Here is a 26,223-nt window from a genome sequence, read left to right on the forward strand (position 1 = left end):
GTAATTTACTCTTGATAAGATGTAACACCTTCAAATGAAGATATTAAAACCACTGCAAGACTTAGAGATTGCGGTCAACTATTAGGTATTGATTTATTAGATCATGTCATTATAGGCGACCATGAATATTTAAGCATGGTAGAAGCGGGTTACTTTGATTAAATAACAGTGATTTAAATATAATATTACTAACGATGTTTGGTTAAATTGTCATCGTATACTTAACGAGTATATTATATTTGAGGCATCAAATTAGGAGGTTAAAGGATGGAAAGTATACTTTTAGTAGCGCTGTTATTACCTGTGATTTATTTAATGCAAATGATTAAAATGAAAACTAATATGAGAATGAAACATATTTACAATACTTTATTGATTTCAACGATAGGTGTTACTATTTCCTCAACAGTACTAAGTTTTTTAAAGGATTATAATCATTCGCTTTTTAATGTGGTTTTTGGCGCGATTGTCCTTGGGGTTATTTGGGCGCTGTTATTGTGTGGTTGTTATTATTGTTATCAAGTACTTGCGAAAAAATAATCATTTGAATTATTAAAAAGCGCTTAATGGACGTCAATGTCTATAAGCGCTAAAATTTTAATTTATAAAATTAAAAAATTGATTATAATTTTCCATTAACCAAAGAATACCTTGGTATCCTAGATAAATACATAATACAATTATGCCAACATAGATTAAAAATCTTAAAATAGATAAACCTACTCTAAATAATAAGATAACTAAGAGTGCAAGCAGGATTATAGATAAAATACTCATCGTCTATTCACTCCTTTTAATATAGTTTAATATTAATGCATGAAACATACATCGGTCTATAGTTAAGATATAAATACACCTATAGTCTGATGATAAACTTTATTAAACATACTATAATTTTGATGAATAAAATAGGAGGATGGTTCATGCGTTTCATTTTTAGTATTATAAAGAATATTATAGCTATTATTGCAATTATAGTAATTGTATTTTTCGCACTCAAATATGCGCCCTTTTTGAAAGACCAAGATTGGAACCCAATTCATAATGATGAATCATCCTTAAATAATAGCGCAAATAAAGGTCATCTTACAGGTGGACAAAGATATTCAGTAGAAGATAACGATATTTTGAATAATGTTCCACTTAGTCAAACAAAAAATATGTTTAATTGGATTGATAAACGGGAGTTTATGTCAGTAACTGGTATCGAAAGAATGGGATATAATGACACTTATTTAGCTGGTCAACGTGGAGATGAATTTATTATTTATAAATTTGGTTCTGAATCTATGAGAGTTTATAAAACTGAAATAGAGATGAATCAAGACCTTAATCAATTGGGCGAACATATAGAATTGAAGCCAGCTTCAAATTATGAGTAATGGGTTTGAATTCTTTTAATAAATAAGTTAGCCTTATATAAGTAATATGAAAAGGTTGGTGTTTATAATGAGTGAAAAATCTAATGAAAAAAAAGCAGACGAACAAGCAAAAGCACAAAATTTATTTGCGCGTTGGCGTAAAGAAGAAACGCTTTATAAAGAAGATGAAAAAGAATCTAGTAAGTCTAATGACTCTAAAACATCATCAGATGAAGAGCAGAAATAGTATTCGTTTAATACGAGTACAGTAAGTTAATTAAATGTGTATGTAAGCTGTAGTTTATGTAGCTTCTAGGTAATTTTTTAGTTTAAAAAATTAATATGATAAATAACCGGGACGAGTTTTAAATCAATATGGATATGATTGATTTTAACTCGTCCTTTTTTATGAGATTGGATATTTATCAAAATGAGTAAACTGTTGTCCTAAAAAGGAATTTTCAATGACTATTTTAAAAATCAAATGGAACGTTTAAATTAATACTAAATAATACACTATTCTCTAAATTTATTGCTATAATACAAGTTATCACAATGTTTTAATATAAAATATAGTAAACTTATCTTCATATTAAAATTCTCAAATGAATTTTGTTTCATATTCTTTATGTTCGTGCTTTATTTCGTTTAAGTAGTAATATAAAATGATAGGAAGAAGATAAAATAGTTGGTTAATAGAGGTGTTTAGGTTGTCAAAGTTTTTTAGAAACAACAAATTGATTGTTATATTATGTGCAATCATTGTTTTTATCGCCTTGATTGGTGTGTCATTGCGATCCCAATCCCAATCACATGTTGAACAGTATGTTGGGGATACAGTAGCTTTTGGCCAAAAGGCTGTGAGTTATCCAGTCCATTTTATTACTGGATCTATCAATAGTATTTTTACCAGTGGTGATTCAAAAAAACAATCAAGTGAATTGAAACAGTTAGAGGCGGAAAATCAAAGGTTAAAGTCAGAGAATAAAAAGTACAAAAAAGAATTAGATATTGAAGATATATCTAAATTCGATCCAATTTCAAGCACAGTTCTTTCTAGAAACCCTGATCAGTGGATGAATACATTAGTCATTAATCAAGGGTCAAAAGATGGAATCAAAAATAATATGGCAGTAATGACTTCTGATGGTTTAGTTGGTCGAATCTCTAAAGTGAATCAGTTTTCTTCACAAGTAGATTTAATATCAACAAACACAAGGGCAAATCGCTTATCTGTCAATATCCAACATGATGATAAAAACGTGTTTGGCCTCATAGACCATTATGATGCAAAAAAGGAAGAGCTAGTAATATCTGATATTAACAATAAAGACAGTGTTAAAAAAGGAGATAAGGTAGTTACAAGTGGATTAGCTGATCAGCTTCCAACTGGGTTATACATAGGTGAAGTAGCAAAGGTTGAAAATGATGAGTATGGTTTAGCTAAAGAAGTAAGAGTGAAAACTGGTACTGATTTAGCTGATTTAAGTCATGTTTATGTTGCTAAAAGAGACCCTAATACAGTACCTGATACTGAAAGTGGTGATAATTAATGCGAGCTTTATACTACTTTCTAATAGGTATCATCCTTTTTTATATTGATACCGCAATTGCACTTGTCATACCTATGCAAATTTCTGGTAAAGAGATCATTTTTGTACCTCATTTAACAATTATGTACATCTTAATCATTAGTGTCTATAGAGGTTTTGGTGTAGCTCTGATTTTATCTACAGTATTAGGATTAATTACCGATTTATATTATGGTAGCTTTTACGGATTATATTTATTTGGCTATATTTTATTAGTCGTTATCATGGATTTTTTCTTCAAAGTATTTTATCGAGATCATTCGATGTTATTTACTATCGTATTGTTAAGTACACTCGTGTTAGAAATTTATGTAGCAGTTATATATAGTGTTTTAGGATTAGTTCAATTTAATCTGTTTGAGTTTGTGATTTTTAGAATGATACCGACATTAATTCTAAATTTAATTTTATTAATTGTTTTGTATCCGCTAATAACTAAATTTCTCAAAAAATCCAATTGAAGATTGACAGTGAAAGATCATAATGCTAAAATGCAGTAGTTGAGTAGTTTCTAGCTACATACAACCGCTCGGATTCAGGTTTAAGTACAAAGATGTCACCTGAGTTTGGCGTGACTTAAATTATAGGAGGTGCAAAGTATGTTTGCTATTATTGAAACAGGTGGAAAACAAGTAAAAGTTGAAGAAGGACAAGAAATTTTCGTTGAAAAATTAGACGTAAATGAAGGTGATTCTTTCACTTTTGATAAAGTACTATTTGTAGGTGGAGATTCAGTTAAAGTTGGTGCACCAACAGTTGAAGGTGCAACAGTTACTGCTACTGTAAACAAACAAGGTCGCGGTAAAAAAATTACTGTTTTCACTTATAGACGTCGTAAAGACTCTAAACGTAAAAAAGGTCACCGTCAACCATACACTAAATTAACAATCGACAAAATCAACGCGTAATTATGATTAATGTAGATGTTACATTAAATGATTCGGGTCAAGTAACAGACGTTATCATGGATGGTCATGCCGATCATGGTGACTACGGTTACGATATTGTATGTGCAGGAGCATCTGCAGTTATTTTCGGAAGTGTTAATGCTATAATGGGATTAACATCTGAGAAACCCGACATTGACTATAGTGATGACGGTGGATACTTCCATGTTAGAAGTGTCGATACGAATAACGAAAAAGCGCAATTAATTCTTCAAGCAATGTTAGTCTCTTTGCAGACCATTGAAGAAGAGTACAAAGAAAATATTAGATTAAATTATAAGTGAGGTGCAACCAAATGTTAAAATTAAACTTACAGTTCTTCGCATCTAAAAAAGGGGTAAGTTCTACAAAAAACGGACGTGACTCTGAATCAAAACGTTTAGGTGCTAAACGTGCGGATGGTCAATTCGTTACTGGCGGTTCTATTTTATTCCGTCAACGTGGTACTAAAATTTATCCTGGTGAAAATGTTGGTCGTGGTGGCGACGATACATTATTCGCTAAAATCGACGGCGTTGTAAAATTTGAACGTAAAGGTCGAGACAAAAAACAAGTATCTGTATACGCAGCTGCTGAGTAATTTTTGTTCATGTTAACACCAGAAGTGATGACTTCTGGTGTTTATTTTTTGTCTTTATTTTCTAGTTATATAGAAAATGCTATAATATACAAGATATGTAAATTAAGTTTTATAAAAAAGAGGTGAAATCATGTTTGTTGATCAAGTTAAAATATCACTCAAAGCTGGTGATGGCGGTAATGGCATAACTGCATATAGAAGAGAGAAATATGTACCATTTGGCGGTCCAGCAGGTGGTGATGGTGGTAACGGAGCTTCAATTGTGTTCGAAGTAGATGAAGGTCTAAGAACGTTATTAGATTTCAGATACCAAACACATTTCAAGGCTAAAAGAGGTGAAGGTGGTCAAAGCAGTAATATGCACGGTAAAAATGCTGAGCATTTAGTATTAAAAGTACCACCAGGTACAATTATTAAAAGTGTAGAAACTGAAGAAGTTCTAGCTGATTTAGTAGAGAATGGACAGCGTGCTACAGTTGCAAGAGGTGGTCGTGGAGGACGTGGGAATTCCCGCTTTGCTTCTCCACGAAACCCTGCACCAGATTTTAGTGAAAACGGTGAACCAGGTGAAGAAATTGAGGTTACTTTGGAACTGAAACTACTTGCAGATGTTGGTTTAGTCGGTTTCCCTAGTGTTGGAAAATCTACATTATTATCAACAGTTTCTAAAGCAAAACCAAAGATTGGAGCTTATCACTTCACAACAATTAAACCTAATCTAGGCGTTGTTTCTACCAAAGATCATCGTAGTTTTGTGATGGCAGATTTACCTGGACTTATACAAGGCGCTTCTGAAGGTGTCGGACTGGGTCACCAATTTTTAAGACACGTTGAGAGAACCAAAGTAATCGTGCATATGATTGATATGAGTGGTTCAGAAGGTCGTGATCCTTACGAAGATTATCAAGTTATTAATGAAGAATTAAAAGCTTATGAACATAGATTAGAAGACCGACCACAAATTGTGGTTGCTAATAAAATGGATATCCCTGATGCAGAAGATAATTTAACCATTTTTAAAGAACAATTAAATGATAAAAGTGTACGCATTATTCCCTTGTCTACAGTAATGCATGATAATATTGATGAATTATTATATGCTATTGCTGATACATTAGAAGAGGTCAAAGATGTAGATTTTAATAAGGAAGAAGAAGATTTAGGTGTTAATAGAGTAGTCTATAAACATACGCCTAGTCAGGATGCATTTACGATTACTAGAGACGATGATGCTGCTTACGTAGTGAGTGGTAAAGCTATAGAAAGAATGTTCAAAATGACTGACTTTAATAGTGATCCAGCAGTTAGACGTTTTGCGCGTCAAATGCGTTCAATGGGTATTGATGATGCATTACGTGAACGTGGTTGTGAAAATGGAGATATTGTAAGAATACTTGGTGGAGAATTTGAATTTGTTGAATAGGAGTGCTTGATATGGGCAAAAATGAAAATAAAAAGTTTTATTTAATTCGTGAAGATGTGTTACCTGAATCAGTGGTTAAAACTTTACAAATCAAAGAAGTTTTGAAAAACGACCCATCATTGTCCATATTTGAAGCAGTGAAACAATTCGATTTATCCCGAAGTGCATTTTACAAATATCGTGATACGATATTTCCAGTTGACGAAAAATTAGAAGAAACAAGAGAGTTTACATTGATTTTGTATGTGAATGACATCATAGGTATGTTAGCTGAGGTTTTAAATACACTTTCCAAATTAGATTTGTCAGTGTTGACGATTCATCAAAGTATACCGATGGACGGTAGAGCTACCATTACATTATCATTAGATGGCAAAGGCACAGATTTAGAAATAGATGAAGTCATAAATGCATTAAAAAAGATTGAACATATTTCTAATGTGGAACTCATTAGTATGACGATATAAGGAAGTGTGACTGTGTACGCATATATTAAAGGAACTTTAACCGTTTTAAATCCCACGCATGTAGTTTTGGAGGCTTCAGGCGTAGGTTATGAGATTCAAACTCCAAACTCATATCGATTTCAAAAATATAAAGACCAAGAGATTTTGATTCATACTTCGTTGATTGTAAGAGAAGATGCACAGCTGCTTTATGGTTTTATAAATCAAGAGGAAAAAGATATGTTTTTAAGCTTAATTAAAGTGACAGGCATCGGTCCAAAATCAGCTTTAGCAATTTTAGCTAGTAGTTCACCAAACGAAGTAAAAATTGCAATTGAAAATGAAAATGATGCTTATTTAACAAAATTTCCTGGCATAGGTAAAAAAACAGCGCGTCAAATTGTTTTAGACCTCAAAGGTAAAGTACAAGTAACAGAGGAAGATAGCAGTCAATTGTTTAATGTGGACCAAAATAATCCGCAAAATTCTGCAATTGTAAAAGAAGCGTTACTAGCTTTAGAAGCACTGGGTTATTCTAAGAGAGAGTTGAATAAAGTTGAAAAAACTTTAGATAAGGAATCTTTTGAATCAATAGATGATGCAGTGAAGCGTGGTTTACAGTTGCTTATATCTTAAGTTTGCTGAAATTTTATGAAGGGGGAAATATAAATGGATGATAGAATGGTAGATCAGTCTATGCATGAAGATGAATCATCATTTGAATTATCTTTAAGACCTGAAAGATTACGCCAATATATAGGACAATCAACGATTAAATCAAATTTAGAAGTTTTTATAAAAGCAGCTAAAATTAGGAAAGAACCGTTAGATCATGTACTTTTATTTGGCCCCCCTGGATTAGGTAAAACGACTTTATCCAACATCATTGCTAATGAAATGGAAGTCAATATTAGAACCATTTCTGGACCGTCTATTGAACGACCGGGTGACTTGGCTGCTATTTTGTCTAGTTTACAACCTGGTGATGTATTATTTATCGATGAAATTCACAGATTGAGTAGTGTTGTAGAAGAAGTTTTATATCCAGCAATGGAAGATTTCTTTCTTGATATTGTGATAGGTAAGGGAGAAGAAGCGCGAAGTATACGTATTGACTTGCCTCCTTTTACATTAATAGGTGCTACAACCAGAGCCGGGAGTTTAACCGCGCCTTTACGTGATAGATTTGGTGTTCATCTGAGATTAGAATATTATAAAGAACATGAATTGAAAGAAATTATAATCCGTACCGCAGAAGTTTTAGGTACAACTATAGATGATGAAAGTGCCATTGAACTTGCGAAAAGAAGCAGAGGTACGCCGAGAGTGGCAAATAGGCTGTTAAAACGAGTTAGAGATTTTCAACAAGTTAAAGAAGATGAATCGATAAGTATTGAAACTACAAAGCAATCTCTAGCATTATTACAAGTGGATGATGAAGGGTTAGATTATATCGATCATAAGATGATGAACTGTATCTTAGAACAATATAAGGGTGGCCCTGTAGGTTTAGATACAATCGCTGTTTCAATTGGTGAAGAACGTGTCACAATTGAAGATGTTTATGAGCCATTTTTAATACAAAAAGGTTTTATTGAACGTACACCAAGAGGGCGTAAAGCGACAGCGTATGCTTTTGAACATTTTAGTAAGAATGGAAAGAAGGAATAGTTTTGGATATTGAAGCATTTGATTATCATTTGCCAGAATCATTAATCGCTCAAACGCCTCTGAAAAATAGAGATGAGAGTAGATTGCTTGTGCTTGGTAGAAAAACTGGAAATATCGCACATAAACACTTTAAAAATATTATTGATTATATTGAATCAGGAGATACATTAGTACTTAACGACACCAGAGTGATGCCTGCACGTTTATTTGGTTTAAAAGAAGAGACAGGTGCAAAAGTAGAAATGTTGATGCTAACACAACTTGAAGATAATGATTGGGAAGTCTTATTGAAGCCAGCAAAAAGAATTAAAGTAGGCGACAAATTATCTTTTGGTGAAGGCAAAATAGTTGCTGAATGTCTTGAAACTTTAGATCAGGGCGGAAGAATCATGCGTTTAAATTATGAAGGTATACTACAAGAACGTTTGGATGAGTTGGGTGAAATGCCACTGCCTCCGTATATTAAAGAACGCTTAGATGATCCAGATCGTTATCAAACTGTTTATGCAAAAGCATCAGGATCAGCTGCAGCTCCTACAGCAGGACTTCATTTTACTGATGAACTACTTGAACAATTAAAAGCTAAAGGTGTTAATATTGCATTTATTACTTTACATGTCGGGTTAGGTACATTTAGACCTGTGAGTGTTGAAAATATAGATGACCATGAAATGCACAGTGAATATTATCAAATGAATCAAGAAACAGCAGATTTGCTAAATGCTACAAAAACAAATGGGCACCGTATCTTTTCAGTAGGGACAACTTCTACTAGAACATTGGAAACCATTATGCAAACACGTAACAATTTTGTAGCAGAGAGTGGATGGACCGATATTTTTATCTATCCTGGTTTTGATTTTAAAGCAATAGATGGTTTAATAACAAACTTTCACTTGCCGAAGTCAACACTAGTTATGTTAGTTTCGGCATTTAGTTCAAGAGATTATATTTTGAACGCTTATCAACAGGCTGTCAAATCTGAATATAGATTTTTTAGTTTCGGCGATGCAATGTTAATTTTTTAGGAATGAAACGAAAGGAGTTTTTGTATGCCAGCTGTAACATATGAACATATAAAAACATGTAAACAATCTGGAGCAAGATTAGGAATCGTGCATACACCACATGGATCGTTTGAAACACCAATGTTTATGCCTGTTGGTACTAAAGCCACAGTTAAAACGATGAGTCCTGAAGAATTGCATCAGATGGAAGCAAAAATAATATTAGGAAATACATATCATTTGTGGTTGCAACCAGGAAATGATATTATCAAAAAGAGTGGGGGATTACATCAGTTCATGAACTGGAATGGTCCAATACTGACAGATTCAGGTGGTTTTCAAGTATTTAGTTTAAGTAATTTAAGAAAAATTACTGAAGAAGGTGTTGAATTCCGTCATCATACTAATGGTTCTAAATTATTCTTGAGTCCTGAAAAATCAATGCAGATTCAAAATGATCTTGGCTCAGATATTATGATGGCATTTGATGAATGTCCACCTATGCCAGCTGAATATCAATATGTAAAAGAATCAATCGAAAGAACAAGTAGATGGGCAGCTAGATGTTTACAAGCGCATCAAAGACCTGAGGATCAAGCTTTATTTGGTATCATCCAAGGCGGAGAATATAAAGATTTACGTCAACAAAGCGCTGAAGAATTAGTAGCGTTGGATTTTCCCGGTTATGCTATCGGAGGTTTATCTGTTGGGGAACCCAAGCCAGTAATGTATGATATGGTTTCGCATACACAACAATTTATGCCTAAAGATAAACCACGTTATTTAATGGGTGTGGGTTCACCAGACGCATTAATAGAATGTAGCATTAGAGGTATGGATATGTTTGATTGTGTATTACCTACACGTATTGCACGTAATGGTACATGTATGACTTCACATGGCCGTGTTACTATAAAAAATGCTAAATATGCTGAAGATTTAGGTCCACTTGATGATAATTGTGACTGCTATACTTGTAAAAATTATAGTAGAGCATACATAAGACATTTAATAAAAGCAGAAGAAACTTTTGGTATCCGTCTTACTACTTATCATAATTTACATTTCTTGCTGAAATTAATGGAAAACATCAGACAAGCTATTCGCGATGATCGTTTACTTGATTTTAAAGAAGAATTCTTTGAACAGTATGGACTAAATGTAGAAAACCCAAAAAACTTTTAAAAGGGAGAAATAACTATATGCAATTTACTTCATTGATATTACCGATATTATTATTAGTATTAATGTGGTTCTTCTTAATTAGACCACAACAAAAAAAGGCTAAAGAGCATCGTGAAATGATTAGCCAAATTTCATCAGGTCAACATGTTACTACTATAGGTGGAATTAAAGGTACTGTACGTAGCGTTGACGAAACTACAGTTGTATTAACTTTAAATGGCAATGGTACAGAAATCACTTTAGAAAAACCAGCTATTAAACAAGTTGATCCTTCATAAATGATCTTATGATTACGAACTGATATATACTATCAGTTCGTTTTTTGTTTAACAAAACCTAAAGATATTGGACTTTAAAGACATAGTTGGTGTTATAATGAAAGATAGACAAAATCAAATTTTTAAATAGCTTAAGTAATCATTACATTTGGTAACACTTACATTTAAAAAGAAGTTACAAATAAGTTAAGTTTGTTTTTACACTACATGTAATGTGTTAAAATATGTAAGGTTATTTAGAAAATTTAATCGTTTAGTATATGAGAACGAAGGCGATTGAATTATGAATTTATAACATAAGCTTACAATGAGGTGTTCAAGTGAAGAAAAGTAGTAGAATTGTTGCATTTATATTGCTTGTAGTTCTATTGTTAGGCGGGATAGGACTTACATATAAAAATGTAGTAAAAAATGTCAGCCTCGGATTAGACTTACAAGGTGGCTTTGAAGTCTTATACCAAGTTGACCCTTTACAAAAAGGTGATAAGATTGATGATAAAGCTGTAAAAGCCACAGCAAAAACACTTGAAAACCGTGTAAACGTTTTAGGGGTTTCTGAACCTAAGATTCAAGTGGAAGATAAAAATAGAATCCGTGTACAATTAGCGGGTATCAAAAATCAATCTCAAGCTAGAGAAATTTTATCTTCACAAGCTAATTTAACGATTCGTGATGCTGATGACAATATCAAATTAACGGGTAAAGATATTCAACAAGGTTCAGCGAAACAAGAATTTAAACAGAATACGAATCAACCCGCAGTTACTTTTAAATTAAAAGATAGTGATAAATTTAAAAAAGTAACTGAAGAAATTTCTAAAAAAGATGAAAATGTCATGGTTGTATGGTTAGATCACGAAAAAGGTGATACTTACCATAAAGAAATGAACAAAAAAGATCCAAAATATGTGTCTGCTGCTTCAGTTGACAAACCTATCAATTCAGATAGTGTAGAAATTTCTGGTGGATTTAAAGGTGAAAAAGGTATTGAAGAAGCAAAACAAATTGCAGACTTATTAAATTCTGGTTCATTACCTGTAGACCTTAATGAAATTTACTCTAATTCTGTAGGTGCGCAATTTGGACAAGATGCTTTAGATAAAACAATATTTGCTGCAGCAATTGGTATAGCGGTAATTTATTTATTTATGTTAGGTTTCTATCGTTTACCAGGGCTAGTAGCTGTTATTGCACTTACTGTTTATATTTATTTGACATTAGTTGCATTTAATTTCATTTCTGGTGTATTAACATTGCCAGGCCTTGCAGCTTTAGTACTGGGTGTCGGTATGGCAGTCGATGCGAATATTATCATGTATGAACGGATTAAAGATGAACTGAAAATTGGACGAACGCTCAAACAAGCCTATAAAAAAGCGAATAAAAGTTCATTCTTAACCATAGTCGATGCGCAGCTTACAACAGTGATTGCTGCTGCTATATTGTTCTTCTTTGGTGAAAGTTCTGTAAAAGGTTTCGCTACAATGTTGCTACTTGGCATTTTAATGATTTTTGTAACAGCAGTATTTTTATCAAGATGGTTACTTTCACTACTTGTTTCTTCAAATTTCTTCAAAAAATCATCTTGGTTATTTGGTGTCAACAAGCATCATATTGCAGATATAAATGAAGGTAAAGAAGTTCATGATTTAAAAACACCGTATGAGCGTTGGGATTTCATGAAGCTAGCCAAACCATTATTGTCACTAAGCGTACTAATTTTAATCGTTGGTGCGGTTATACTGTTTATTTTCAAACTTAACTTAGGTATTGATTTTACAAGTGGTACAAGAGTTGATTTTGAATCGAAAGATAAAATATCTGAAGCGAAAGTGACAAAAACACTTGAGGATCAAGATTTTAAACCTACCCAAGTTTCTTTAGGTGAAAATGGCAAAAATGCAACAGTACAATTCAAAAATGACTTATCTAAAGATGAAGTGTCAAAAATTAAGAACACGATTGATAAATCATTCGGTAATGATCCAACTGTTAATACGGTTTCACCAGTTATAGGTCAAGAATTAGCTAAAAATGCAATGATGGCGCTATTGTATGCAGCTATCGGTATCATTATTTATATCACATTCAGATTCGAATGGCGTATGGGACTGTCCTCAGTGTTAGCACTGTTACATGATGCCTTTATGATTGTGGCTGTATTCAGTCTGTTTAGATTGGAAGTTGACATTACATTTATTGCAGCTGTGCTAACTATTATTGGTTACTCAATTAATGATACGATTGTAACGTTTGACAGGGTACGTGAGAACTTGCATAAAGTTAAAGTGATTACGAAACCTGAACAAATCGATGATATTGTTAATAGATCAATTCGTCAGACAATGACGCGTTCTATCAATACAGTGCTGACAGTGATTATTGTCGTAGTTGCACTATTAGCATTCGGTGCACCAAGTATTTTCAATTTCTCATTAGCGTTGTTAATTGGTTTAATATCTGGTGTGTTCTCATCAGTATTTATAGCTGTTCCTTTATGGGGAATTATGAAAAAACGTCAGCTTAAAAAATCAGACGACAATAAACTTATTGTATATAAAGAGAAAAAATCAAATGATGAAAAAATATTAGTATAATTAATATCAAAACATGTACTAATATAAAATAGGGTGGAGCAAAAGCGCACACTCTAAATGAAAGGCTAATCCATGGGATCATGGATTAGCCTTTTTTATTGTTAATATTTGCGATTTTGACCGTGCATGGTTGCCTGGGGATATGGCTCGAACCTGTAGTCTCTCACTCATATCATTTCCCTGGGCGTCCGCACGTTACAAAATCGTTTGAAATATTTCACAAGATACAAAATAAAAGGTTCATTTAAAACAACTCATTAACCCTAATAAATTGATGAAGTTCTTATTTTATAACCTTAATAACATGAATTAGCTTGAAATAATAAGTGATAAAGAATTGGTCCTTTTTATATGGATAACTTGCGATTTTGATCGTGCGTACTTGCCTGGTATATGGTTCGAGTCTGTAGATGCTCACTCATATCATTTCCCTGGGCGTCCGCACGTTACAAAATCGTTTGAAGTTTTAAGTATGGTTGAAATAAAGGTTACCACTTTTTATTTTTCAAATTCTTTTGTATAATTGCTTGTGGAAATGAGGGAGAATAGTATGATTAAATCAAAATATAATTGGGACGTTAAATTACCTGAAGTTGAAATAGCAGAAAATATTGCAACAGATTTAAAGCTAACTCCTATTGTAAAAAAAGTTTTGGAAAGTAAAGGTATAACTGATGAAACTGATATTCGAAATCTTTTAGAAGGGGTTCAAATTACACATGACCCTTGGAAGATGAGTGATATGGATAAGGCTATTGAGCGTATCAATGTAGCGATAGATCAAAACCAAAAGATTTTAGTATATGGAGACTATGATGCGGATGGTGTCACTTCAACGACTATAGTGGTTTCTACATTGAAAGAACTTGGTGCTCATGTAGGCTGGTATATACCGAACCGCTTTTCTGAAGGTTACGGGCCAAATGAATTGGCTTTTAAAAATGCTTATGATGAAGGGATATCATTAATTATAACAGTGGATAATGGTATTCAAGGGCATGATGAAATACAAATGGTTCAAGACCTAGGTGTTGATGTTATTGTCACAGACCACCATGAAATTGGTGAAACAATGCCTAATGCATATGCGATTGTCCATCCAATGCATCCTGAGTTTGAATATCCGTTTAAATATCTGTGTGGTGCAGGTGTTGCTTATAAGTTAGCTCAATGTTTATTGGATGAACCACCAGTTCATTTTCTAGGTTTGGTTGCTATTGGAACAATTGCTGATTTAGTATCCTTAACGGATGAGAATAGAACGCTGGTTCAAAATGGTTTAGCGTCATTAAATAAATATTGTCCGCCATCAATAAAAGCTATTTTAAACCAAGCTGGTTATAATGACGAAATAAATGAAGAAACTGTCGGATTTATTATAGGACCAAGGTTAAATGCTGTAGGGCGTTTAGAGGATGCTGCACTTGCTGCAGAGTTATTAATGACTGAAACAGAAGATGAAGCTATGTTTTTAGCTGAACAAGTTGAATTTTTTAATCAAGAGCGAAAAGATATCGTGTCTCAAATTACTGAAGAAGCGCTTGTAATGGCAGAAGAACAAGTACAGCAAGGTTCAAAATTCTTACTGTTAGCTCAAACAGATTGGCATGAAGGCGTACTTGGTATTGTAGCGTCAAGAATTGTTGAAACTTACAGTCTTCCAACATTAATTTTAAATATTGATAAAGCCCAAAACCACGCAAAAGGTTCAGCTCGAAGCATTGATCAAGTATCGATGTTTGAAATTTTAAGCGATTATTCACAGTTAATAACGAAATTTGGTGGACACCATATGGCAGCTGGGGTCACAATGCCTATAGAAAATGTTCAACAATTACAGAGTAGTTTAAATGCATGGATGGCACAATTAGCAGAAACAACTTCACTTGAACCACGTAAAAAAGTTGATGTAACTATTTCAGAAAGTGATATTACTATACAAAATATTAAAGATATTCAAAGATTGCGACCATTTGGTACAGATTTCACTAGTCCATGCTTCGAATTACAAGACGTCCTTGTTCAACAGGTAAAAGGTATTGGTCAAGAAAAAAAACACTTAAAACTCGTTATTGGCGAAAGTCAATTACAAGCAATCTTTTGGCAAAGCGGTCACTTAGTAAAAGAATTGGGTGTGCAACAACCTATCAATGTAATTGGAACATTACAAATTAATGAATGGAATGGATTTCAATCTCCTCAATTTATGATTGAAGATTTAGCAAGTCATAATTTACAGATTTTAGATTATAGAAGCAAAAACAAAGTAAATGAATTAAATGCAGATGCTGAGAATGTTGCTTACTTGATTCATCAAAGAAGTGAAAAGTTAGGTGAAAATTATCACTATTATGGTGATGAAATTATTAATAAGTATGATAAATACGTCTTTAGAGATTTGCCGACATCCATTAATGATTTAAAAACAACATTAAAAACAGTTGATATATCTCAAATTTATCTCGTGTTAAATCATGATAGATCGATATACTTTGAAGGTATGCCAAAAATAGAAACATTTAAACAATGTTTTAAAGCACTTGCAGCTAAAAAAGAAACAAATTTAGCTAAAGAAGGTGTACAACTAAGTAAATTTTTAAACATTCAACCACATATACTTAAATTTATCTTGAAAGTTTTCTTGGATTTAGAGTTTATTCAAGTTGAAAATGGTATAATTAAATTAAATAATGTTTCAACAAAACGTGATATTGCTTCAAGTAAATATTATCAAAGTCGTATCGACAGAATTGAAGTTGAAAAGTTATTGCTTTATGAGGATTTTAATCGTTTGAAGCAATGGATAAAGGATGAATTGGTAGAATAATAGGAGGAAGTTTGTATGGATTTAAAACAATATGTATCTGAAGTATCAGACTGGCCACAACCGGGTGTTAACTTCAAAGATATTACAACGATAATGGACAATGGCGAAGCTTATGGTTATGCCACGGATCAAATAGTTAAATATGCAAAACTACGAGACGTTGATGTAGTTGTAGGACCGGAAGCTAGAGGATTCATCATTGGTTGTCCTGTTGCATATTCAATGGGTATTGGCTTTGCACCAGTGAGAAAAGAAGGCAAACTTCCTAGAGAAGTCATTCGTTATGAGTATAATTTGGAGTATGGTACAAACGTATTAACCATGCACAAAGATGCAATTAAACCAGGGCAACGTGTGTTAATTACAGATGATTTATTAGCTACTGGCGGTACGATTGAAGCGGCTATTAAGTTAGTTGAACAATTAGGTGGTATTGTTGTAGGTATTGCATTTATTATAGAATTAAAATATTTAAAAGGTATTGAAAAAATTAAAGATTATGACGTAATGAGTTTAATTTCATACGATGAATAATCACATTTATAATAAAAGAAATTTTATAGCCAAATGAAAACATTTAAAATGATTTCATTTGGCTTTTTATATTTATAAATAGTTTTAATGATTCGTTAACTTAAATTATCTTTTATTTGTATTAAAAAATTAAAATTCAGCTACATTTTGCCAATTGTCTTATGTACGCATTTATTTATTTAATAACATGTAGTATTATATAACTATTATACATAATTTGACCTAATAGCGTAAAAATACGTTACAATCGATATAAAATAATACTGGGTATCTAATCGTGATTAATATTTAGTATAGGGGTGTCTTAAGTGAACAATGAATATCCATACAGTGTGGACGAAGTATTATCCAAAGCAAAATCATATTTGTCAAAAGAAGATTATGAATATGTATTGAAGAGTTACCATCTAGCTTATGAGGCACACGAAGGTCAATTTCGTAAAAATGGCTTGCCATATATTATGCATCCCATACAAGTCGCTGGGATTTTAACTGAAATGCATTTAGATGGCCCCACCATTGTTGCAGGTTTTTTACATGACGTGATTGAGGACACACCTTATACGTTTGATGATGTAAAAGGCATGTTTAATGAAGAAATTGCCATAATCGTAGAAGGTGTGACTAAGCTTAAAAAAGTAAAATATCGTTCTAAAGAAGAACAACAAGCAGAAAACCACCGCAAGTTATTTATTGCTATCGCAAAAGATGTGCGTGTTATTCTAGTTAAATTAGCGGATCGATTACATAATATGAGAACACTGAAAGCAATGCCAAGAGAAAAACAAATAAGAATATCAAAAGAAACTTTAGAAATCTATGCACCATTGGCACATAGATTAGGGATTAATACGATTAAATGGGAATTAGAAGATACAGCACTTAGATATATTGATAGTGTGCAATATTTCAGAATTGTTAATCTTATGAAGAAAAAGCGAAGTGAGCGAGAAGAATATATACAAAATGCTATTAACCGCATTGATTCAGAAATGGAAAAAATGAATATAATTGGTGATATTAATGGTAGGCCTAAACATATATATAGCATTTATAGAAAAATGGTTAAACAAAAGAAACAATTCGACCAAATATTTGATTTATTAGCTATAAGAATTATCGTTAATTCAATAAATGATTGCTATGCAGTACTAGGTCTTGTGCATACACTATGGAAACCCATGCCAGGTAGATTTAAAGATTATATTGCTATGCCAAAGCAAAACATGTATCAATCTTTACATACAACGGTCGTTGGACCGAATGGTGATCCTTTAGAGATTCAGATAAGAACTTATGAAATGCATGAAATTGCAGAACACGGGGTTGCAGCGCATTGGGCATATAAAGAAGGCAAAAAGGTTACTGAAAAAACACAAAATTTCAATAAAAAATTAAATTGGATTAAAGAACTCGCTGAAACGGATAGCACTACCACCGATGCAGAAGAATTTATGGAAACATTAAAATTTGATTTACAAAGTGATAAAGTCTATGCTTTTACGCCAGAAAGTGATGTAATAGAATTACCTTATGGTGCTGTACCAATCGATTTTGCATATGCTGTACATAGCGAAGTAGGAAATAAGATGATTGGTGCTAAGGTTAATGGAAAAATTGAGCCGATAGATTACGTGCTCAAAACTGGTGATATCGTTGAAATCAGAACAAGTAAGCACTCTTATGGTCCAAGTCGTGATTGGTTAAAAATTGTTAAATCTTCTAGTGCTAAAAGTAAGATACGTAGTTTCTTTAAAAAACAAGATCGGTCTTCCAATATTGAAAAAGGTAAGTTTATGGTCGAGGCAGAAATAAAAGACCAAGGGTACCGTGTAGATGCAGTTTTAACGGATGATAATATTGAAGTCGTAAAAGATAAATATAATTTTTCGAATGAAGAAGATTTATTTGCCGCAGTAGGGTTTGGTGGTGTAACAGCTTTACAAATTGTTAATAAGTTAACAGAAAAGCAACGCATTCAAGACAAACAAAAAGCATTGAATTCAGTGCAAGAAGTACAAAAATCTGTGCCAATTAAGGATGACATCACAACAGATAGTGGCGTATACGTTGAGGGAATTGAAAATGTACTCATTAAATTATCAAAATGTTGTAATCCAATCCCTGGTGATGATATTGTTGGATATATCACTAAAGGGCATGGTATTAAGGTGCATCGCACGGATTGTCCTAATATCAAAAATGAAAAAGACAGATTAATTAGTGTTGAATGGGTACGCTCTAAAGATGCGACACAACGTTATCAAGTTGACTTAGAAGTTACCGCTTATGACCGAAATGGATTATTAAATGAAGTTTTACAAGCCGTTAATTCCACTAAAAGTAACTTAGTTAAAGTTTCTGGTCGTTCAGATATTGATAAAAATGCAATCATTAATATTGGTGTTATGGTGAAAAATGTAAATGAAGTCTATCAAGTTGTTGATAAGATTAAACAACTCGGAGATGTTTACACAGTAACAAGAGTTTGGAATTAGAGGTGAAATACACATGAGGATTATTGTTCAAAGAGTGAAAGAAGCATCCGTTTCTAATGGTTCAATAGATAATAAAATAAATAAAGGCTTTTGTTTGCTTGTTGGCGTAGGTAAATCATCTACAGAAGCGGACATTGATACATTAGTAAGAAAAATTGTGAATGCCCGATTGTTTGAAGATGAGAATGGCAAACTTAATTTGAATTTACAGCAAGTACGAGGAGAGATTCTTTCTATCTCACAATTCACACTATATGCAGATGTAAGAAAAGGTAATAGACCTGGTTTTACCAATTCAATGCCGCCTGAAAAAGCAAATGAACTTTATGAAAAATTTAATGAGGCATTACGCACTTATAACATAAATGTATTAACAGGAGAATTTGGCACAGATATGCTTGTTAATATTGCTAACGATGGCCCAGTGACAATTATTTATGAAAGTCAGGATGGCAAAATCGTATGAAAACAATCAATACTTGGCTAGATAAACATAATTTAAAAAATTTCCCTACACTTATTGTTACGTTAGCATTTGTCATATTTATTTTTATGCTCATCGCTTTTCTAAATCACAATGATGAAGATGCGAGTACGATATATATAACGGAAGATACTGATTTGAGAACAGGTCCTAATGCTGTATATCCTACTATTAAACCGGCTAATCAAGGTCAAAGTTATAATAAAATTGGTAAATCCGGCAAATGGATTGAAGTTGAATCAAGTAATCATAAAGATAAAGGTTGGGTGGCTGGTTGGCATACAAATCTAGATATTCAAGCAGATGCTAATGCTAACGATAAACCACTTAAAGATAAAACAATTGTACTTGATCCTGGTCACGGGGGAAGTGACCAGGGAGCTTCAAGTATTACAAAGAAGAAGAGCACTGAAAAAGTTTATACACTGAAAACAGCGAAAGAATTGAAAAGTCTTCTTGAAAAAGAAGGCGCGACTGTAAATATGACGAGAAGTTCAGATAGTTATGTTAGTTTGGACGATCGTAATATTAAAGGTGATGCTTTTATCAGCATACATAATGATTCGCTAAAATCTTCTAAAGCTAATGGAACTACAGTTTATTGGCTTCAAGATAATCAAAAAGCACTTGCAGAAACATTAAATCTTTACATACAAAAAAAAGCGTTACTGACAAATAAAGGCGCTCGACAAGAAAACTTCCAAGTATTGAGACAGACGAATGTCCCCGCTGTTTTATTAGAGTTAGGTTATATTAGTAATCCAACTGATGAAGATATGATAACGAATCAATTACATCGCCACATTGTTGAACAAGCAGTTGTCGATGGTTTACGTGCATATTTTTCAGAATAAAAAGGTTGCATATTAATCAATAACTCGTTATTATTAGATATGAATTCTATATTAAAACCGTTATTATTCTTGACTATGCTAAATGAAACGTCAACATTTTAAATGTGTAGAGACATAATTCGAGGCTGGAAAATTATGCTTAGTAGTTTAGTTATTAAAACGCAAGAAGAGGTGCTTTATGAAATTAAAGCCGTGTGACGAACGTTATCCGTATGAAGTGGGTTGATATAGCTTGTTGATAAACTATATCTAACCAATTAGGGTGGCAACACGGATATTCGTCCCTTGTATAACTGTACAGTTATGCAAGGGACTTTTTATTGTATAAAAGGAGAGGTTTTATGATAAATATTCCTAGAGGAACACAAGACATTTTACCAAGCGAAACAAAAAAATGGCGATATATAGAAACAAAATTAGATGAATTGATGGAATTATATAATTATGAAGAAATTCGTACGCCTATTTTTGAAAGCACTGAATTATTTGCACGTGGCGTTGGTGATTCTACGGATGTCGTTCAAAAAGAAATGTATACATTCAAAGATAAAGGCGACCGCAGTATCACTTTGAGACCTGAGGGTACTGCTGCAGTAGTACGTTCATATATAGAAAATAAAATGCAGGGATTACCTAACCAACCGATTAAATTGTACTACAATGGTCCAATGTTCCGTTATGAACGAAAACAGAAAGGACGTTATCGTCAGTTTACACAATTTGGTGTAGAAGCCATAGGTGCAGAAAATCCTAGTATTGATGCTGAAATTTTAGCAATGGTCATGCATATTTATCAGTCATTTGGTCTTAAACATTTAAAATTAGTTATTAATAGCATTGGCGATATTGATTCGCGCAAAGAATACAATGAAGCCCTGGTTAAACATTTTGAACCAGTAATTGGCGATTTTTGTAAGGATTGCCAAGCACGTTTGCATACTAATCCAATGAGAATTTTGGATTGTAAAGTTGATAAAGATAAAGAAGCAGTGAAAACAGCACCGCGCATTACAGAATATTTAAATGATGATTCAAAAGCATATTTTGAGGAAGTAAAACAGCATTTAAACGATTTAGACATCAAATATGAAGAAGATCCTAACTTAGTAAGAGGCTTAGATTATTATACACACACAGCATTTGAACTGATGATTGATAATCCAAATTATGAAGGTGCGATTACGACTTTATGTGGTGGCGGCCGTTATAATGGTCTACTTGAATTGCTAGATGGTCCAAGTCAAACAGGTATTGGTTTTGCACTTAGCATTGAAAGATTGTTAATGGCATTAGAAGAAGAAGGCATTGATTTAGATGTTGACCATGATTTTGATTTATTTATCGTTACTATGGGTGAAGAAGCAGACCGTTATGCAGTAAAATTATTGAATGATTTACGTAAAAATGGTGTTAAAGCGGACAAAGATTATATGGAACGTAAAGTTAAAGGACAAATGAAACAAGCTGATAGACTGAATGCCAAACATACTGTTGTTATTGGTGATCAAGAATTAGAAGAAAAAAATATTAATGTAAAAAATATGGAAACCGGAACATCAGAACGTATTGATTTAAATGAACTTGTTAACTATTTTAGAAATTAAGGAGAAGATATCATGAGTAAACGTACAACATATTGTGGTTTAGTGACTGAATCATTATTAGAACAAGAAGTTATATTAAAAGGTTGGGTGCATAATCGTAGAGATTTAGGTGGACTTATCTTTGTAGATTTACGTGACCGTGAAGGTTATGTGCAAATTGTATTTAACCCGGATTTTTCAGAAGAAGCCTTGCGTATAGCTGAAACAATTAGATCTGAGTACGTTGTAGAAGTAAAAGGTATCGTAAAAAAACGTGACCCTCAAACAGTAAATCCAAAAATTGCTACAGGCCAAGTTGAAGTACAAGTTTCAGAGATTGAAATTATTAATAAAGCCGAAACACCACCATTTGCATTAAATGAAGATAATCAAAATGTGGATGAAAACATAAGACTAAAATATAGATATTTAGATTTAAGACGTCAAGAATTAGCACAAACTTTTAAGATGAGACATCAAACAACACGTTCAATTAGACAATATTTAGATGGTGAAGGTTTCTATGATATAGAAACACCAGTGCTAACTAAATCAACACCTGAAGGTGCGCGCGATTATTTAGTACCATCCCGTGTTCATGAAGGTGAATTTTATGCATTGCCTCAATCACCACAAATATTTAAACAATTGTTAATGATTAGCGGCTTTGATAAATATTATCAGATTGTTAAATGTTTCCGTGACGAAGATTTACGTGCAGACCGTCAACCAGAATTTACGCAAGTTGATATTGAAATGAGCTTTGTTGATCAAGAAGACGTCATGGATATGGGCGAAGAAATGTTACAAAAAGTTGTAAAAGATGTAAAAGAAGTGGAAGTGCCGCGTCCATTCCCAAGAATGACTTATAATGAAGCAATGGCACGTTTTGGTTCTGATAAACCAGACACACGTTTTGGTATGGAATTAATTAACGTTTCAGAACTTGGTGAAATCATGGACTTTAAAGTCTTCAAAGATGCAGTAAATAACGATGGACAAGTGAAGGCAATTGTAGCTGAAGGTGCATCTGATAATTACACTAGAAAAGATATTGATGCTTTAACTGAATTTGTTAATATATACGGTGCGAAAGGTTTGGCGTGGGTAAAAGTAGTTGAAGAAGGTTTAAATGGCCCTATAGCTAAATTCTTTGAAGCAGACCATGTTGAAAAATTAAAATCGTTGACTGGTGCAAAAGCTGGAGACTTAGTATTATTTGTAGCTGACAAACCTAATGTTGTTGCTCAAAGTTTAGGTGCGCTAAGATTAAAATTGGCTAAAGAATTAGATTTAATTGATGAAAGTAAATTAAACTTCTTATGGGTAACAGACTGGCCATTGCTTGAATATGATGAAGAGTTAAAACGTTATACTGCTGCGCATCATCCATTCACAGCACCAAAACAAGAAGATATTAATAAATTAGATGCTGAACCTGAAAATGCTCAAGCTAATGCATACGATATTGTGTTAAATGGTTATGAACTCGGTGGTGGTTCAATCAGAATTCATAATGAAGGTTTACAATCAAAAATGTTTGAAGTATTAGGATTTACTGAAGAGCAAGCTAGGGAACAGTTTGGTTTCTTATTAGATGCATTTAAATATGGCGCACCACCACATGGTGGAATTGCTTTAGGTCTAGACCGCTTAGTGATGTTGTTAACTGGTCGTACAAATTTACGCGACACAATTGCATTCCCTAAAACTGCATCTGCAACTTGTTTATTAACAAATGCGCCTAGCGAAGTATCAGAAAATCAATTAGAAGAACTTTCATTAAGAATTAGACATTAATTTTTACCAAGGCTTTATTCTTGCTAAATTCCAATAATGTGTTATTATACTTGCATAAGGTAGTCATCTGTCGTGTTCGTAAGTTTGCTTCATATTTGGGCCTAACACTCTTTGATCCGGGAGCCCAATAGGTTTTCTTGCAGCGCACACGCCTCTTAAGGAGGACTTGCAAAACAAGAAACAGGGCACCCACCTGTTAATAGCAGGCCGAATGATCAAGCAATTTATAACTACGGCACGCACGGACTCTATCGGTACGCAAGACTTCGGTCTTGCGTATTTTTTATATCGTTATAAATTAACAGAAAATGTTGTTTTACAAATAATCAGCAAGCAAAAATGTTATGATAATAGTATTCGCTAAATAAGGAGTTAAAAAATGAAACATCAATTTTCGAGAAATGAATTGGCATACGGCCAAGAAGGTTTAGATTTATTAAAGCAAAAAACCGTTGTTGTTTTAGGAGTAGGAGGCGTTGGCTCATTTGCAGCTGAAGCATTAGCTCGTACTAATATAGGCCATATTATATTAATAGACAAAGACGATGTTGATATAACGAACGTTAACCGTCAGCTACATGCATTAACATCTACAATTGGTCAAAGTAAAGTAACATTAATGGAAGAGCGTATTAAATTAATCAATCCAGAGTGTAAAGTCACATCACTTCATATGTTTTATACAGAAGAAACATATGAAGCCTTGTTTAATAACTATGATATAGATTATTTTTTAGATGCGAGTGATACACTTATTTACAAAGTTCATCTTATGAAAGAATGTCTTGAAAGAGGTATTTCTGTTATTTCAAGTATGGGTGCTGCAAATAAAACAGATCCTACACGTTTCCAAATTGCAGATATTTCTAAAACTTATATGGATCCAATGGCTAAATTGATACGTCGTAAATTGAAAAAGTTAGGTATATACAAAGGGATTCCTGTAGTATTCTCAGATGAAAGTCCAATCGTCATAAGAGAAGATGTCAAAGAAACAGTTGGCGATGCAAATGCCCCAACCAGAAAAGGGCAAATGCCACCATCCTCAAATGCATTTGTACCAAGTGTTGTAGGACTCATATGTGCAAGCTATGTAGTGAATGATATATTAAAAGATATACCCGTAACAAGAATCAAAGATAAATAAAGGAATTAAACAACCGCGTTTAACACAAGCAGTCTTTTGTAATGTGTTAACGCGGTTGTTTCATATGGTTGTAAATTAACTTTTATTTTGTTGCGCCTTATTGATGTTGTCAAAAATAGATTTAAGCTGTTGCTCAGTTTTTGATGTTGTTTTAGGCGTATAGTAAATTTTGTTTTTTAATTTATCTGGCAAATATTGTTGTGGTATAAAACCATTGTCATAATTATGAGGATATTTATAGCCTATTGCTCTACCCAATTCTTTGGCACCTGAGTAATGCCCATCTTTTAAATGATCGGGAATTTGTCCTACATGACCTTTTCGAATATCTGACAGTGCTGCATCGATAGCAGTGATTCCAGAATTAGATTTAGGTGACAGACATAATTCAATTACCGCTTGACTCAAAGGTATTCTTGCTTCTGGAAAGCCGAGTCTTTCAGCTGATTCAATCGCTGCTAAAGTACGTTGTCCAGCACCTGGTGAAGCTAAACCTATATCTTCATAACTAATAACTAATAATCTTCTGACAATAGTAGGTAAGTCTCCAGCTTCTATCAAACGTGCTAAATAATGCAATGCTGCATTAACATCACTTCCTCGAATTGATTTCTGAAATGCACTCATCACATCATAGTGCATATCGCCATCCTTATCACTGACAAAAGCACCTTTTTGTAAGCAATCTTTAGCATCTTCCAATGTAATATGTCTTTGATTATCAACCACCTCAGAACTGAGTACGGCTAATTCTAAAGCGTTCAGCGCACTTCTAACATCTCCTTGGCTTTGCGTTGTGAAATAATTCATCGCTTCTTCATCAATGACTGGATTGTATGAAGCTAGACCACGTGTTTCATCGGTTAGCGCTCTTTCTAAAGAAACTTTTATGTCGTTTTCATCTAATGGGTATAACTCAAAGATTTGTGCTCTTGATCGAATTGCAGGATTAATCGCATGATATGGGTTTGAAGTTGTAGCACCAATTAATACAATTTTTCCATTTTCAAGATGAGGCAATAAAAAATCTTGCTTCGCTTTATCTAAACGATGAATCTCATCTAATAATAGAATGACTTGTCCAGACATTTTTGCTTCTTCGACAATGAGTTGCATATCTTTTTTAGTATTAGTTACAGCATTTAGTTGGCGGAATTTAAACTGAGTACTGCCTGAAATAGCTTTAGCGATACTCGTTTTGCCAATTCCAGGAGGACCATAAAAAATCATGGACGATAATCGTTTGGTATTGACCATTCTGCGTATAATACCTTTGTCACCAACTAAATGATCCTGTGAAATGATTTCATCAATATTATTTGGTCGCATTCTTGAAGCGAGTGGTTCGTTCGTCACAATCTTTCACACCTTTCTAATATTATCTTAACGTAAAAAATGATAGAATGTTA

26 protein-coding genes, 1 other RNA gene, 1 pseudogene and 1 other annotated feature are annotated in these 26,223 nt (G+C 33.2%); of the genes and pseudogenes, 26 read left to right on the forward strand and 2 right to left on the reverse strand.

Translation table 11 applies throughout. The features are described 5' to 3' along the window. Positions 1 to 18: 18 nt before the first annotated feature. Both KA824_RS02770 and KA824_RS02775 read left to right on the forward strand, forming a co-directional pair. Positions 19 to 162: pseudogene (locus KA824_RS02770) on the forward strand (JAB domain-containing protein); the annotation flags it as partial. 105 nt (positions 163 to 267) lie between these two features. Beyond that, complete coding sequence (locus tag KA824_RS02775; protein ID WP_119517757.1) at positions 268 to 540, forward strand: hypothetical protein; 273 nt, start codon at positions 268 to 270, stop codon at positions 538 to 540. A gap of 57 nt (positions 541 to 597) precedes the next feature. Here KA824_RS02775 and KA824_RS02780 read toward each other — a convergent pair whose 3' ends face one another. Then, positions 598 to 777, reverse strand: coding sequence for a hypothetical protein (locus KA824_RS02780; protein WP_107384774.1), 180 nt, complete (start codon positions 775 to 777; stop codon positions 598 to 600). 146 nt (positions 778 to 923) lie between these two features. On the opposite strand from KA824_RS02780, the gene KA824_RS02785 reads away from it, so the two are divergent. From KA824_RS02785 to KA824_RS02900, 24 genes are all read left to right on the forward strand, one after another. Beyond that, positions 924 to 1,382, forward strand: a complete 459-nt coding sequence (locus KA824_RS02785) for a DUF4930 family protein (protein WP_107384775.1) — start codon at positions 924 to 926, stop codon at positions 1,380 to 1,382. Between the two features lie 67 nt (positions 1,383 to 1,449). Next, a complete protein-coding gene (locus tag KA824_RS02790; RefSeq protein ID WP_019468502.1) occupies positions 1,450 to 1,608 on the forward strand; it encodes a hypothetical protein in 159 nt (52 codons plus the stop codon). A gap of 463 nt (positions 1,609 to 2,071) precedes the next feature. Further along, positions 2,072 to 2,914, forward strand: a complete 843-nt coding sequence (mreC, locus tag KA824_RS02795) for a rod shape-determining protein MreC (protein ID WP_107384776.1) — start codon at positions 2,072 to 2,074, stop codon at positions 2,912 to 2,914. Beyond that, positions 2,914 to 3,414 (forward strand): rod shape-determining protein MreD, encoded by a 501-nt coding sequence (gene mreD / locus KA824_RS02800; protein ID WP_181187622.1) that lies wholly within the window; start codon positions 2,914 to 2,916, stop codon positions 3,412 to 3,414. The genes mreC and mreD overlap by 1 nt, the downstream gene beginning before the upstream one ends. A 52-nt stretch (positions 3,415 to 3,466) precedes the next feature. Then, positions 3,467 to 3,540, forward strand: a sequence feature (ribosomal protein L21 leader region). Positions 3,541 to 3,552: 12 nt separating this feature from the next. Then, positions 3,553 to 3,861, forward strand: coding sequence for a 50S ribosomal protein L21 (rplU, locus tag KA824_RS02805; RefSeq protein WP_019468505.1), 309 nt, complete (start codon positions 3,553 to 3,555; stop codon positions 3,859 to 3,861). 2 nt (positions 3,862 to 3,863) lie between these two features. Further along, positions 3,864 to 4,184, forward strand: coding sequence for a ribosomal-processing cysteine protease Prp (locus KA824_RS02810; RefSeq protein WP_107384778.1), 321 nt, complete (start codon positions 3,864 to 3,866; stop codon positions 4,182 to 4,184). An 11-nt stretch (positions 4,185 to 4,195) separates the two neighbouring features. Next, positions 4,196 to 4,480, forward strand: coding sequence for a 50S ribosomal protein L27 (rpmA, locus tag KA824_RS02815; protein WP_019468507.1), 285 nt, complete (start codon positions 4,196 to 4,198; stop codon positions 4,478 to 4,480). Positions 4,481 to 4,610: 130 nt separating this feature from the next. Then, positions 4,611 to 5,903: a GTPase ObgE gene (gene obgE / locus KA824_RS02820; RefSeq protein WP_181187621.1), complete on the forward strand. Its 1,293-nt coding sequence runs from the start codon at positions 4,611 to 4,613 to the stop codon at positions 5,901 to 5,903. 11 nt (positions 5,904 to 5,914) lie between these two features. After that, positions 5,915 to 6,370 (forward strand): ACT domain-containing protein, encoded by a 456-nt coding sequence (locus KA824_RS02825; protein WP_107384780.1) that lies wholly within the window; start codon positions 5,915 to 5,917, stop codon positions 6,368 to 6,370. A gap of 12 nt (positions 6,371 to 6,382) precedes the next feature. Beyond that, positions 6,383 to 6,985, forward strand: a complete 603-nt coding sequence (ruvA, locus tag KA824_RS02830) for a Holliday junction branch migration protein RuvA (RefSeq protein WP_119535885.1) — start codon at positions 6,383 to 6,385, stop codon at positions 6,983 to 6,985. Positions 6,986 to 7,018: 33 nt separating this feature from the next. Next, the gene (gene ruvB / locus KA824_RS02835; protein WP_107384782.1) at positions 7,019 to 8,020 is read left to right on the forward strand and encodes a Holliday junction branch migration DNA helicase RuvB; all 1,002 of its coding nucleotides are present in this window, start codon (positions 7,019 to 7,021) and stop codon (positions 8,018 to 8,020) included. Positions 8,021 to 8,022: 2 nt separating this feature from the next. Continuing rightward, positions 8,023 to 9,048, forward strand: a complete 1,026-nt coding sequence (gene queA / locus KA824_RS02840; RefSeq protein ID WP_107384783.1) for a tRNA preQ1(34) S-adenosylmethionine ribosyltransferase-isomerase QueA — start codon at positions 8,023 to 8,025, stop codon at positions 9,046 to 9,048. A 24-nt stretch (positions 9,049 to 9,072) separates the two neighbouring features. Further along, positions 9,073 to 10,212: a tRNA guanosine(34) transglycosylase Tgt gene (tgt, locus tag KA824_RS02845; RefSeq protein WP_107384784.1), complete on the forward strand. Its 1,140-nt coding sequence runs from the start codon at positions 9,073 to 9,075 to the stop codon at positions 10,210 to 10,212. 17 nt (positions 10,213 to 10,229) lie between these two features. After that, on the forward strand, positions 10,230 to 10,490 hold the full coding sequence (gene yajC / locus KA824_RS02850) for a preprotein translocase subunit YajC (RefSeq protein ID WP_019468514.1): 261 nt from the start codon (positions 10,230 to 10,232) through the stop codon (positions 10,488 to 10,490). 320 nt (positions 10,491 to 10,810) lie between these two features. Next, entirely contained in the window at positions 10,811 to 13,087 is a 2,277-nt protein-coding gene (secDF, locus tag KA824_RS02855) for a protein translocase subunit SecDF (RefSeq protein WP_181187620.1), read from the forward strand. A gap of 550 nt (positions 13,088 to 13,637) precedes the next feature. After that, complete coding sequence (recJ, locus tag KA824_RS02860) at positions 13,638 to 15,914, forward strand: single-stranded-DNA-specific exonuclease RecJ (protein ID WP_181187619.1); 2,277 nt, start codon at positions 13,638 to 13,640, stop codon at positions 15,912 to 15,914. Positions 15,915 to 15,929: 15 nt separating this feature from the next. Further along, positions 15,930 to 16,448 (forward strand): adenine phosphoribosyltransferase, encoded by a 519-nt coding sequence (locus tag KA824_RS02865; protein WP_107384787.1) that lies wholly within the window; start codon positions 15,930 to 15,932, stop codon positions 16,446 to 16,448. Positions 16,449 to 16,756: 308 nt separating this feature from the next. Next, positions 16,757 to 18,946, forward strand: coding sequence for a RelA/SpoT family protein (locus tag KA824_RS02870; RefSeq protein WP_181187618.1), 2,190 nt, complete (start codon positions 16,757 to 16,759; stop codon positions 18,944 to 18,946). A 13-nt stretch (positions 18,947 to 18,959) separates the two neighbouring features. Then, entirely contained in the window at positions 18,960 to 19,412 is a 453-nt protein-coding gene (gene dtd / locus KA824_RS02875; RefSeq protein WP_107385039.1) for a D-aminoacyl-tRNA deacylase, read from the forward strand. Beyond that, positions 19,409 to 20,284: an N-acetylmuramoyl-L-alanine amidase family protein gene (locus tag KA824_RS02880; protein WP_181187617.1), complete on the forward strand. Its 876-nt coding sequence runs from the start codon at positions 19,409 to 19,411 to the stop codon at positions 20,282 to 20,284. The genes dtd and KA824_RS02880 overlap by 4 nt, the downstream gene beginning before the upstream one ends. A gap of 341 nt (positions 20,285 to 20,625) precedes the next feature. Next, positions 20,626 to 21,888, forward strand: a complete 1,263-nt coding sequence (hisS, locus tag KA824_RS02885; RefSeq protein ID WP_107385037.1) for a histidine--tRNA ligase — start codon at positions 20,626 to 20,628, stop codon at positions 21,886 to 21,888. Between the two features lie 12 nt (positions 21,889 to 21,900). Beyond that, positions 21,901 to 23,667 carry an aspartate--tRNA ligase gene (aspS, locus tag KA824_RS02890; RefSeq protein ID WP_181187616.1) on the forward strand — a complete coding sequence of 589 codons (1,767 nt, stop codon included), beginning with the start codon at positions 21,901 to 21,903 and terminating at the stop codon, positions 23,665 to 23,667. 61 nt (positions 23,668 to 23,728) lie between these two features. Further along, a non-coding RNA gene (gene ssrS / locus KA824_RS02895) (6S RNA) lies at positions 23,729 to 23,919 on the forward strand. A 127-nt stretch (positions 23,920 to 24,046) separates the two neighbouring features. Next, on the forward strand, positions 24,047 to 24,814 hold the full coding sequence (locus KA824_RS02900) for a tRNA threonylcarbamoyladenosine dehydratase (RefSeq protein WP_107505058.1): 768 nt from the start codon (positions 24,047 to 24,049) through the stop codon (positions 24,812 to 24,814). 75 nt (positions 24,815 to 24,889) lie between these two features. Here the strand turns inward: KA824_RS02900 and KA824_RS02905 are convergent, their stop codons facing one another. Beyond that, positions 24,890 to 26,170, reverse strand: coding sequence for a replication-associated recombination protein A (locus KA824_RS02905; protein ID WP_181187615.1), 1,281 nt, complete (start codon positions 26,168 to 26,170; stop codon positions 24,890 to 24,892). Positions 26,171 to 26,223 lie beyond the last annotated feature (53 nt).

It is taken from the genome of Staphylococcus sp. GDY8P198P (genome assembly GCF_017891615.1).
Classification (GTDB): Bacteria; Bacillota; Bacilli; order Staphylococcales; family Staphylococcaceae; genus Staphylococcus; species Staphylococcus cohnii.

Bases quoted from the DNA above. Each gene is read 5' to 3' on its own strand.
- yajC (WP_019468514.1), top strand. From the start codon at position 10,230: ATGCAATTTACTTCATTGATATTACCGATATTATTATTAGTATTAATG.
- KA824_RS02865 (WP_107384787.1), top strand. From the start codon at position 15,930: ATGGATTTAAAACAATATGTATCTGAAGTATCAGACTGGCCACAACCG.
- KA824_RS02775 (WP_119517757.1), top strand. From the start codon at position 268: ATGGAAAGTATACTTTTAGTAGCGCTGTTATTACCTGTGATTTATTTA.
- KA824_RS02780 (WP_107384774.1), bottom strand. From the start codon at position 777: ATGAGTATTTTATCTATAATCCTGCTTGCACTCTTAGTTATCTTATTA.
- KA824_RS02880 (WP_181187617.1), top strand. From the start codon at position 19,409: ATGAAAACAATCAATACTTGGCTAGATAAACATAATTTAAAAAATTTC.
- dtd (WP_107385039.1), top strand. From the start codon at position 18,960: ATGAGGATTATTGTTCAAAGAGTGAAAGAAGCATCCGTTTCTAATGGT.
- KA824_RS02785 (WP_107384775.1), top strand. From the start codon at position 924: ATGCGTTTCATTTTTAGTATTATAAAGAATATTATAGCTATTATTGCA.
- mreD (WP_181187622.1), top strand. From the start codon at position 2,914: ATGCGAGCTTTATACTACTTTCTAATAGGTATCATCCTTTTTTATATT.
- recJ (WP_181187619.1), top strand. From the start codon at position 13,638: ATGATTAAATCAAAATATAATTGGGACGTTAAATTACCTGAAGTTGAA.
- tgt (WP_107384784.1), top strand. From the start codon at position 9,073: ATGCCAGCTGTAACATATGAACATATAAAAACATGTAAACAATCTGGA.
- KA824_RS02825 (WP_107384780.1), top strand. From the start codon at position 5,915: ATGGGCAAAAATGAAAATAAAAAGTTTTATTTAATTCGTGAAGATGTG.
- ruvB (WP_107384782.1), top strand. From the start codon at position 7,019: ATGGATGATAGAATGGTAGATCAGTCTATGCATGAAGATGAATCATCA.
- obgE (WP_181187621.1), top strand. From the start codon at position 4,611: ATGTTTGTTGATCAAGTTAAAATATCACTCAAAGCTGGTGATGGCGGT.
- KA824_RS02900 (WP_107505058.1), top strand. From the start codon at position 24,047: ATGAAACATCAATTTTCGAGAAATGAATTGGCATACGGCCAAGAAGGT.
- KA824_RS02810 (WP_107384778.1), top strand. From the start codon at position 3,864: ATGATTAATGTAGATGTTACATTAAATGATTCGGGTCAAGTAACAGAC.
- hisS (WP_107385037.1), top strand. From the start codon at position 20,626: ATGATAAATATTCCTAGAGGAACACAAGACATTTTACCAAGCGAAACA.
- aspS (WP_181187616.1), top strand. From the start codon at position 21,901: ATGAGTAAACGTACAACATATTGTGGTTTAGTGACTGAATCATTATTA.
- rpmA (WP_019468507.1), top strand. From the start codon at position 4,196: ATGTTAAAATTAAACTTACAGTTCTTCGCATCTAAAAAAGGGGTAAGT.
- rplU (WP_019468505.1), top strand. From the start codon at position 3,553: ATGTTTGCTATTATTGAAACAGGTGGAAAACAAGTAAAAGTTGAAGAA.
- KA824_RS02790 (WP_019468502.1), top strand. From the start codon at position 1,450: ATGAGTGAAAAATCTAATGAAAAAAAAGCAGACGAACAAGCAAAAGCA.